The organism is Kordia jejudonensis (genome assembly GCF_001005315.1).
Lineage (GTDB): Bacteria > Bacteroidota > Bacteroidia > Flavobacteriales > Flavobacteriaceae > Kordia > Kordia jejudonensis.
In genome coordinates this window covers 19,309-28,352 of sequence record NZ_LBMG01000064.1, presented here as the reverse complement: position 1 = coordinate 28,352, position 9,044 = coordinate 19,309, and the positions used below count along the sequence as shown (strand labels likewise).

Annotated in this window: 11 protein-coding genes; 4 read left to right on the top strand and 7 right to left on the bottom strand. The window is 34.3% G+C overall.

Features of this window, described 5'->3' with window-relative positions; translation table 11 throughout:
* Positions 1 to 123 precede the first annotated feature (123 nt).
* The 3 genes from AA089_RS21050 to AA089_RS21040 all read right to left on the bottom strand — a co-directional run bounded on the left by AA089_RS21050 (position 124) and on the right by AA089_RS21040 (position 1,051).
* Positions 124 to 372, bottom strand: a complete 249-nt coding sequence (locus AA089_RS21050) for a class I lanthipeptide (protein ID WP_046758987.1) — start codon at positions 370 to 372, stop codon at positions 124 to 126.
* A 73-nt stretch (positions 373 to 445) separates the two neighbouring features.
* Positions 446 to 703 carry a class I lanthipeptide gene (locus AA089_RS21045; protein ID WP_046758986.1) on the bottom strand — a complete coding sequence of 86 codons (258 nt, stop codon included), beginning with the start codon at positions 701 to 703 and terminating at the stop codon, positions 446 to 448.
* Between the two features lie 87 nt (positions 704 to 790).
* A complete protein-coding gene (locus AA089_RS21040) occupies positions 791 to 1,051 on the bottom strand; it encodes a class I lanthipeptide (RefSeq protein ID WP_046758985.1) in 261 nt (86 codons plus the stop codon).
* Positions 1,052 to 1,252: 201 nt separating this feature from the next.
* Here AA089_RS21040 and AA089_RS21035 point away from each other — a divergent pair, with 201 nt between their 5' ends.
* From AA089_RS21035 to AA089_RS21020, 4 genes are all read left to right on the top strand, one after another.
* Complete coding sequence (locus tag AA089_RS21035) at positions 1,253 to 2,596, top strand: serine hydrolase domain-containing protein (protein WP_046758984.1); 1,344 nt, start codon at positions 1,253 to 1,255, stop codon at positions 2,594 to 2,596.
* Positions 2,597 to 2,981: 385 nt separating this feature from the next.
* Positions 2,982 to 3,518, top strand: a complete 537-nt coding sequence (locus tag AA089_RS21030; protein WP_046758983.1) for a DUF2589 domain-containing protein — start codon at positions 2,982 to 2,984, stop codon at positions 3,516 to 3,518.
* Between the two features lie 64 nt (positions 3,519 to 3,582).
* The gene (locus tag AA089_RS21025) at positions 3,583 to 4,347 is read left to right on the top strand and encodes a hypothetical protein (protein ID WP_046758982.1); all 765 of its coding nucleotides are present in this window, start codon (positions 3,583 to 3,585) and stop codon (positions 4,345 to 4,347) included.
* A 51-nt stretch (positions 4,348 to 4,398) separates the two neighbouring features.
* On the top strand, positions 4,399 to 4,935 hold the full coding sequence (locus AA089_RS21020; RefSeq protein ID WP_046758981.1) for a hypothetical protein: 537 nt from the start codon (positions 4,399 to 4,401) through the stop codon (positions 4,933 to 4,935).
* 63 nt (positions 4,936 to 4,998) lie between these two features.
* On the opposite strand, the gene sufD is transcribed toward AA089_RS21020, so the two are convergent.
* From sufD to sufB, 4 genes are read right to left on the bottom strand one after another with little or no spacing between them, the layout of a single operon-like run.
* A complete protein-coding gene (sufD, locus tag AA089_RS21015; protein ID WP_046758980.1) occupies positions 4,999 to 6,318 on the bottom strand; it encodes a Fe-S cluster assembly protein SufD in 1,320 nt (439 codons plus the stop codon).
* A gap of 23 nt (positions 6,319 to 6,341) precedes the next feature.
* Positions 6,342 to 7,094, bottom strand: a complete 753-nt coding sequence (sufC, locus tag AA089_RS21010) for a Fe-S cluster assembly ATPase SufC (RefSeq protein ID WP_046758979.1) — start codon at positions 7,092 to 7,094, stop codon at positions 6,342 to 6,344.
* A 30-nt stretch (positions 7,095 to 7,124) separates the two neighbouring features.
* On the bottom strand, positions 7,125 to 7,568 hold the full coding sequence (locus AA089_RS21005) for a hypothetical protein (protein ID WP_046758978.1): 444 nt from the start codon (positions 7,566 to 7,568) through the stop codon (positions 7,125 to 7,127).
* A gap of 25 nt (positions 7,569 to 7,593) precedes the next feature.
* On the bottom strand, positions 7,594 to 9,042 hold the full coding sequence (sufB, locus tag AA089_RS21000; protein WP_046758977.1) for a Fe-S cluster assembly protein SufB: 1,449 nt from the start codon (positions 9,040 to 9,042) through the stop codon (positions 7,594 to 7,596).
* Positions 9,043 to 9,044 lie beyond the last annotated feature (2 nt).

The window sequence follows — 9,044 nt, the reverse complement described above, 5'->3', positions numbered from 1 at the left end:
TCGGAAAAGAAAAATATCGAACTAAATTTTTTATGTCGAACTCTGATTAAAATAAAAAAAGAAAGCTGTCTAAAAATTTAGCTTTTCAGACAGATTTCATATAGTTACACGTACTTTTTAGAACTAAAAAGTTGTTGGACATCCGCCAGCTAGTGAAGGACAACCTCCAAGTGTTGGACATGTTACAAATGTTGGGCAGTTATAAAGCGTTGGACAATTAAATTTTGTCGGACAAAATCGTGTTGGACAAAAAATAGTATTCGGACAAGCCGCCGTTAGAATTGTTCCTCCGCTAATTTGCTCTCTTTCTAAATTTGACACTACTTTTTTATTCAATGTCAGTTTTTGTACACTTTTCTTATTTTTTTTCATGTTTATAATGTTTTAAAAATATTAAGAAACTACTTTAATTAAAGCTTCTTCAACTAATATTCATTAGTTAAGACTAACAAATAAAGTCAGAAGGACATCCTGCTAATGAGCAATCTGCTGTAATAATAGGACATGCTGGCGTTAATATTGGACAGATGCCATTAGTTAATATTGGACATGCTGGTGTCAAAATAGGACAATTAAATCGTGTCACAACTGGACAAACTACGAGGGTAACAACTGTACCACCAACAACTTGATTGTTCTCTAAATTTGAAATTACGTTCTTATTTAATGATAACTTTTTTACACTTTTTTTATTTTTTTTCATGGTTGTAATGTGTTAATCTATGAAGTAGAAACTACCTTTTACAGTAGTCTCTACAACAATATTGTTAATAGTTGATTTTTATAATAATTAGCAAATAAAGTCAGACAGACATCCTACGTCAGTACAAACATATCTTGACTCAATAGGACATGCTGGTGTTAAAATCGGACATCCTGGCGTGAGCTCTATTGGACATGCCGGTGTGAAAATAGGACAGTTAAATCTAGTTACTATTGGACAAACAAATCCGGATATTTGCGCTCCACCAGCAACTTGATTATTTTCTAAGTTTGAGATTACATCTTTGTTTAATGATAATTTCTTCAAACTTGCTTTCTTTTTTTTCATGATTCTTGTTTTTAAAAAGTTTATAATTTTATTGGTTACGTAACTATCTATAAAGATTAAATGTTTTAATTAATTGTAAGGCAGGGATATAGATAAAATAAATAGGTGTTTTTCCTGTTTTTTACAAAGGGAAAACACTGCTATAAGTGTCATTACTAAATTTCATTTTAATATATTTGAGTGTACAAAAACAGATTTATCATGAAGAAAGCTTTAAAAATACTTGCTGTCATAGTTGTCCTCTTAGGAATTGTTATTGCATTCAATTATTCTCGACTTCACATTATTTCAGGATATTCTGCAAAAAATATGAGTTCTTCAGTCTTTGTTGCGGGAAGAAGTGTTGAGTTTACAGATACGACAGATAACAATTTTGGACCAATTAATATAGCGGATGATGTAGTAGATCAACAAGAAAAATCAGCTTCAGCTTCTGTTTTCGGATTCATGACACGAAAAGCCGTTTTCAGAAAAGGATTGGGAAGTGTTTTAGTCACAGACGATTACGATTTTTCACAAGAAACACCAGTTCCGCATAGAAGTAGTATTACACGTATGACGTCATATCCGTATGGCGGTATGAAACAAAAAGACACCGTTTTTTCTAATGTAAATTATGAGCAAATCAACACTGCAGTAGCGGATGCTTTTTCAAAAGTTGATGGAGAAGATATTAAAAAAACGCGTGCAGTTTTAGTGCTATATAAAGATCAAATAGTGGCAGAACGCTATGCAGAAGGTTTCAATAAAGATTCTAAAATATTGGGTTGGTCTATGACCAAAAGCTTAATTAGTACGATGTACGGAATCATGCAATATCAAGGAAAATTGAGTGTTTGGGACAAAGCGCCAATTGACGAATGGAAAGATGATGAACGCAAAGAAATTACAATTCACAACTTATTACAAATGAATAGTGGTTTGGAATGGGAAGAAGATTATGGTAAAATATCAGACGTTACCAAAATGTTGTTTTTAGAAAAAGACATGACAGCTTCTCAAATAGGAAAGCCATTAGTGGGAAAGCCAAACGAAACTTGGTATTATTCTTCGGGAACTTCGAACTTGTTATCAGGAATCTTGCGAAAGCAATTTGATAGACATCAAGACTATTTAAACTTTCCATATGATGAATTCATTGATAAAATTGGCATGCATTCTATGTTGATAGAAGCCGATATGGAAGGAAACTATGTAGGTTCGTCATATGCGTGGGCAACTCCGCGCGATTGGGCAAAATTTGGACTCTTGTATTTACACAGAGGAAATTGGAATGGCGAACAATTATTTGATCCTTCTTGGGTAGATTATATAACCACACCAACACCAACATCTGATGGACGTTACGGAGCACACTTTTGGCTCAATGCTGGCGGTTATCATCCTGATGTGCCAAAAGACATGTATTCGGCAAACGGATATCAAGGACAACGTGTCTATATAATTCCTTCAAAAGATGTAGTGGTTGTACGTTTCGGATTGGTTGGCAATGACGGAATGGATTTTAACGCTTTCCTGAATAAAATTTGTACAGCTATCAAATAACAATAGTTTGTAAAAATACTGCAACTACAACATATGTTTTGGTTAAATAAAACATATGTTATTGTATTTGTATGCTTTAGTTTTTCTTGCCGCATAGAAAACCAGCTGTAATTCTTCAATAATACAGACTATATAAGTAAATCAACGTTGCAACCTTATATTTAGCAACATATTACAAATAATTTGATCTATTTTACTAATATTTGTTGTAATATGTTTGTATAATTACAACATATGTTTTATATTTGCATTATAATTCTTTCGAAAGTGTATAATTTTAAGCTTAAAATAATGTGAGCATTATTCGCGATAACGCTCACAACCTAAGGAGAAAGCCGAAAAGCCTTTAAAAAAGAGTAGGTAAACAATTTTAAAAATTACAATTATGCCAGTTAGTCCAAATGAAATTGCAAGTATCAATTTCAGTGCAATGTTAGGGAAACCTTTAACAGCCGTTATCGATGCGCAAGCAGCAGCAGCTTTATCAACAGTGGATTTTATCAATGAAGTAGGTTTAAATGATGATGGAACTGTAAAGACAGTTGAATTCGATTATCTTAAAGATGTCGATGGTACAACTTCTTTAGTAAAGTTAACCACACCTTTATTAACCATTCTTCCAATCCCTTTTTTACGCGTAGCAGATACTACAATCGATTTTAACGCTAAAATTTCTAGTGTTACAAAAGTTGAAACTGTAGCTACGCACAAGTTAGATTTAAGTGCTGAGTTAAGCTTACGTTGGGCATTTGGTCGTTTTAACTTCAAAGGAAGTTACTCGTACCAAAAGAAAAATTCGTACTCCGATGAGGCTAAACGTTCATACAGTATGAATGTTAAAATTCATGCAGTACAGGATGAAATGCCAGCAGGAATGAGTAGAGTTTTAGATATGCTTGAAGAGTCTATCAGAGAAGCTTAGCCCTAATTTCACAAACTAATTAAGGAAACCTCTCCGGAGGTTTCCTTACTAAAAAACAAAAGTAATGATTACATTAAAAGATTATATCGGAAAGATTTATAAAGAAGTCACTAATGCAAAAGTGCAATCAGATATTGAAACGTTGGCCATTGCACAAGAGTATGTAAATAATCCAATGCTAAAACATTTTTCTGTACCAAATATTCGTATCAAAGATATGGAACTTACCATTCCAGTTGCTGTTGATAGTATTAACACTTCTTCAGCATATACAGAACGTGAAGTGCAAAATGTGTATGAAGCTGCCTTTGAAAAAGTATACTTAAGTTTTTATCCTTTCAAAACTGTGCGTCTAGAAGAGATGAAAAGTAGTGTAACACAAAAAGCAGCACCAATTGCAGCAACTGCAGTAGTTGAGTTAACAACAGTTAGTGCAGCAACACAATCACCAGATACACCAACTACTGCAACGAGTTCGGAAGAACAGTTACGAACTGCCGAAACGGTAAAAGCTAGTGAGTTAACATACGAATCTGTGAATACAAACTATGCCAAAAACTTTGCAGAAGCAATTTACGGATTGGTATCTTCTGAAATTGAACAAGGTGAATTTTATGCGCAATTAATTCCAGAAATTGAAAGAAATTTGCAACCAAAATCGTTTGCGCTTGAAGAACTTCCTGTCATTGTTGAAACTTCTCGCTTGAAACAAATCAGTGATCCAGGAAGTATGATTAGTATTAAGGTAAATATTACAGATGATGCCATGGAATGGACAACTGATGTTGATGAAAATGGCAATACCATACAAGTATTAAACTACGAATAAATTCACTTTTCTTCAAGCTTACCAATATGAAGAAATTCAAAATACAAACAAATGAAAACAAGTATTATAGAAAAAAATACCTTCTTTGAAGCTTCTATTTTCAAAGTAGGATTGATTTCTGAGTTGCTTCGTTCCAAATCTTCACGTTTTATAACCGAGATTGAACGTTGGCTCTCAGAAAATCAAGAAGTGCTGAAACAGTTTGGATTTGCAGAATCGAGTCATATGAGCATTTTACAAAATCAGCTATTTGTAGCAAAAGTTACAGATGTATCGCAAAAAAGAAGACACTTAATGATGGTTGGCGCAAATTGTCTAGAAACTGCATACGAAATGTTGTCAGGTTTGCATGAGCCTATTAAAACCAAGCTGTTTAGCGGACGTGAAACTATTCAGCAGATTTTAGTAATGATAAAAGATAATCCGTCCTATCAACAAAGTCAAGATGAAAGCTTTAATCAATATATAAAAAGTACATGGAAGCGTTTGCGACAAGATTCGCAATTTAGTTCTGTAGCTATACAATTGCAAACGCTACTTCCAGAAGTAGATATTTACAGAATTATTGCGGAAGAAATTGAACTGTAACCTATGCATAAAAAAATCCCAAAGCGTTGGCTTCGGGATTTTTACTTTTCTGAATAATCTATTTTATAAATCGAATCCTAAATTAACGCCCAATTTTTGTGCAATTAATTTATTGATTCGTGTTTTGATAGCGTTTATTTTTACACTTTCCAATACATTGTTGGCAAAAGCATACATTAACAATGCTTTGGCTTCCTTTTCAGGAATTCCGCGTGAACGCAGATAAAACAATGCATCTTTGTCCAACTGACCAATCGTACAACCGTGTGAGCATTTTACATCATCTGCAAAAATTTCAAGCTGTGGTTTTGTGTTGATCGTTGCTTTATCATCAACTAAAATATTATTATTTGCTTGGAACGCGTTCGTCTTTTGTGCTTCTTTTTCAACCACGACTTTCCCGTTGAAAACTCCCGTAGAACGATCGCCAAAAATACCTTTGTAATCTTGATGACTTTCGCAATTTGGCTCAATATGATGTACCAATGTATTGTGATCTACGTGCTGCTTATCGCCAATAATCGTAATTCCTTTCATGGTAGAATCAATATATTCTCCTTTCTGTAAGAATTGTAAATTATTTCGAATCAGTTTTCCACCAAATGAAAATGTATGTACAGAAGCGTGACTGCTTTGTTTTTGAGAAACATACGTATTGTCAATTAACGAAGCATGTTGATTGTCATTTTGAATCTTATAATAATCAACAATGGCACGTTTATTTGCAAAAATTTCCGTTACCGAATTTGTCAATACTACGTTTGACGTTAAACTTTGGTGACGTTCAATAATTTGCACGTGTGAATTCTCATCAACGACAATTAAATTACGCGGTTGCAGCATAACAGAAGCTTCATTTCCTGTAGAAAAGTGAATGATCTGAATTGGCTTTTCTACCACTTTATTTTTAGGAATATGAATGTAAGCACCTTCAGAAGCAAATGCAGTATTTAACGATGTTAAACTATGATCTTTTTGAGCCGCGTTGTTGTAATAGGAATCAACAATGATTTTATATTTTGGCTTGTTCAAAGCAGAACTCATCAAACAAACATCAATGCCGTCATGCGTTGTTTCCGAAAGGAACGAACTGTATTTTCCATCAATAAATACAATTTTGTACGTATCAATGTCATGAATGAAATATTTTTTTACTTCCTTAAATTCGATCGCAGTTTCTTGTTGTGGCGAAATACTATAATCATGTTTTAAGATGGCATTTAGCGACGTATATTTCCAATCTTCGTCTTTCTTAGAAGGAAATCCTTTGTCTTGAAACATTTTTATGGCTTCATTTCTAATTCCATTTAAGTTTTCAGATTGATCATGTACACGATCTTCAAAAACCATAAAGGATGACAATAATTTATCTTTTAATTCCATGTGTATCGTTTTATAATCGTGCCTTAAACGGTTGCTTCTTGCTTAATCCAGTCGTATCCTTTTTCTTCTAATTCTAAAGCAAGTTCTTTAGTTCCTGATTTTACAATTTTTCCATTGTGTAATACGTGTACGAAATCTGGAACGATATAGTCTAACAAACGTTGGTAATGTGTAATTACGATGACCGCATTGTCTTTGCTACGCAATTTATTAACACCGTTGGCAACAATTCGTAAGGCATCAATATCCAAACCAGAATCTGTTTCGTCTAAGATGGCCAATTTTGGCTCTAACATTGCCATTTGAAAAATTTCGTTACGTTTTTTTTCTCCACCAGAAAATCCTTCGTTTAACGAGCGAGATAAAAATTTACGATCAATTTCTAACAATTCAGCTTTTTCACGAATTTTCTTCAACATGTCGCTTGCAGGCATTTCATCTTCACCTTTTGCTTTGCGTGTTTCGTTAATTGCTGTTTTTACAAAGTTTGTTACAGAAACTCCAGGAATTTCTACAGGATATTGAAACGATAAAAATACACCTTCATGTGCACGCTCTTCTGCGGAAAGTTCTTCAATGTTTTCTCCATTTAAAAAGATTTCTCCATCTGTAACTTCATATTCTTCTTTTCCAGCAATAACAGCCGATAGTGTACTTTTTCCTGAACCATTTGGTCCCATGATTGCATGAACTTCTCCAGCATTTACTTCTAAATTAATTCCATTTAGAATTGCTTTATCTTCGACACTTGCGTGTAAATTTTTTACGTGTAACATTTTACTGCGTGTTATATTTTTTAAATCGAATTATTGATTGCTTTTGATGATAATCGTACCATCTTTATTGTCACTTGGTTTTTGTACTGAAACAATTTCTTTGATTTCAATTACTTCTTTCCAAGCATCTTTTATCGGATTTGGCTTTTTTATTCCTCGGATCACAACAGGAACCATATCGTGTTCTTTTTCTTTGTATTGCTTGCACTGTTCGTCAAGTGCCAACATTTGATCGTCTACAACGACTCCATACATATCGCTTCCAGCAGCTTGAAAAACAGCGGCTTTTTCGTCTTCTAAGTATAAAAACATTCCTGAAAATGTTTCGTACGTATTGCCTACAGTTACGGTTTCTGTGTAGCCGTCTGGAGTAGTTTCTGATGTTCCCTGTTCATTCGCTTTTGAGGAAGCGTCGTTTTTACAACCTACAATGGTTGCTATACATAATGCGAATATGAAATAGATTTTTTTCATGTTTGCGGTGATTAGTTTTTATTGATTATCCTACTGAACCTTCTAACGAGATTTCTAGTAATTTTTGAGCTTCTACGGCAAATTCCATTGGCAATTTGTTCAATACATCTTTACTGAAACCATTTACAATCAAAGCGATTGCTTTTTCGGTATCAATTCCACGTTGGTTGCAATAAAATATTTGATCTTCTCCAATTTTACTTGTCGTAGCTTCATGTTCTATTTGTGCAGTTTTGTTTTTTGCTTCTATATATGGAAACGTATGTGCGCCACATTTATTCCCCATTAACAGCGAATCACATTGTGAAAAGTTACGCGCATTTTCTGCTTTTGACGCAATTTGAACCAAACCTCTGTAACTATTTTGTGATTTTCCAGCAGAAATTCCCTTTGAGATAATGGTACTCTTGGTATTTTTTCCAAGATGAATCATCTTTGTTCCTGTATCTGCTTGCTGGTAATTATTGGTAACGGCAATAGAGTAGAATTCTCCAACCGAATTGTTTCCTTTTAAGATACAACTAGGATATTTCCATGTAACGGCTGAACCAGTTTCTACTTGTGTCCAAGAAATTTTTGCGTTTTTCTCACACAAACCTCTTTTGGTTACAAAATTGTATACACCACCTTTTCCTTCGGCACTTCCTGGATACCAGTTTTGAACTGTGGAGTATTTTATTTCTGCATCGTCAAGTGCAATGAGTTCTACAACTGCGGCATGCAATTGGTTTTCATTACGACTTGGTGCTGTACAACCTTCTAAGTAACTTACGTAACTACCTTCATCGGCAATTACCAATGTACGTTCAAATTGTCCAGTTCCTGCTTGATTGATTCGGAAATACGTTGATAATTCCATAGGACAACGAACGCCTTTTGGAATGTAACAGAACGAACCGTCCGTAAAAACAGCGGAATTCAATGCAGCATAAAAGTTATCTTTTTGTGGAACAATAGTTCCCATATATTTTCGAACCAATTCAGGATGTTCTTGAATGGCTTCTGAAATAGGGCAGAAGATGATGCCTTTTTCAGCGAGTGTTTTTTGAAAAGTAGTAGCTACCGAAACCGAATCGACAACGATATCAATAGCGACACCTTGTAGTTTTTTCTGTTCATCGATAGAAATTCCTAATTTTTTATACATTTCCAACAACTCAGGATCTACATCGTCTAGCGTTTTATTTGGATCTGCTTTTTTAGGAGCCGAATAGTATGATATGGCTTGAAAATCTGGCTTCTCGTAATGTACATTTGCCCATTCTGGTTCTTCCATTTCTGACCAAATTCGAAACGCTTCAATACGCCAATCGGTCATCCATTGTGGCTCATTCTTCTTTTTTGAAATCGCAATTACAATTTCTTCATTGAGTCCGTTGGGAAACGTATCACTTTCGATATCGGTATAAAACCCGTACTCATACTCTTTCGTTTCGAGCTCTTTTTGTAATTCTTCTTCGGTATATTTACTCATTC

Excerpts from the sequence above, each read along its gene's own strand:
- sufC (WP_046758979.1), bottom strand. The coding sequence starts at position 7,094 with ATGTTACACGTAAAAAATTTACACGCAAGTGTCGAAGATAAAGCAATT.
- AA089_RS21045 (WP_046758986.1), bottom strand. The coding sequence starts at position 703 with ATGAAAAAAAATAAAAAAAGTGTAAAAAAGTTATCATTAAATAAGAAC.
- AA089_RS21050 (WP_046758987.1), bottom strand. The coding sequence starts at position 372 with ATGAAAAAAAATAAGAAAAGTGTACAAAAACTGACATTGAATAAAAAA.
- AA089_RS21035 (WP_046758984.1), top strand. The coding sequence starts at position 1,253 with ATGAAGAAAGCTTTAAAAATACTTGCTGTCATAGTTGTCCTCTTAGGA.
- AA089_RS21005 (WP_046758978.1), bottom strand. The coding sequence starts at position 7,568 with ATGAAAAAAATCTATTTCATATTCGCATTATGTATAGCAACCATTGTA.
- AA089_RS21025 (WP_046758982.1), top strand. The coding sequence starts at position 3,583 with ATGATTACATTAAAAGATTATATCGGAAAGATTTATAAAGAAGTCACT.
- AA089_RS21020 (WP_046758981.1), top strand. The coding sequence starts at position 4,399 with ATGAAAACAAGTATTATAGAAAAAAATACCTTCTTTGAAGCTTCTATT.
- sufB (WP_046758977.1), bottom strand. The coding sequence starts at position 9,042 with ATGAGTAAATATACCGAAGAAGAATTACAAAAAGAGCTCGAAACGAAA.
- AA089_RS21030 (WP_046758983.1), top strand. The coding sequence starts at position 2,982 with ATGCCAGTTAGTCCAAATGAAATTGCAAGTATCAATTTCAGTGCAATG.
- AA089_RS21040 (WP_046758985.1), bottom strand. The coding sequence starts at position 1,051 with ATGAAAAAAAAGAAAGCAAGTTTGAAGAAATTATCATTAAACAAAGAT.
- sufD (WP_046758980.1), bottom strand. The coding sequence starts at position 6,318 with ATGGAATTAAAAGATAAATTATTGTCATCCTTTATGGTTTTTGAAGAT.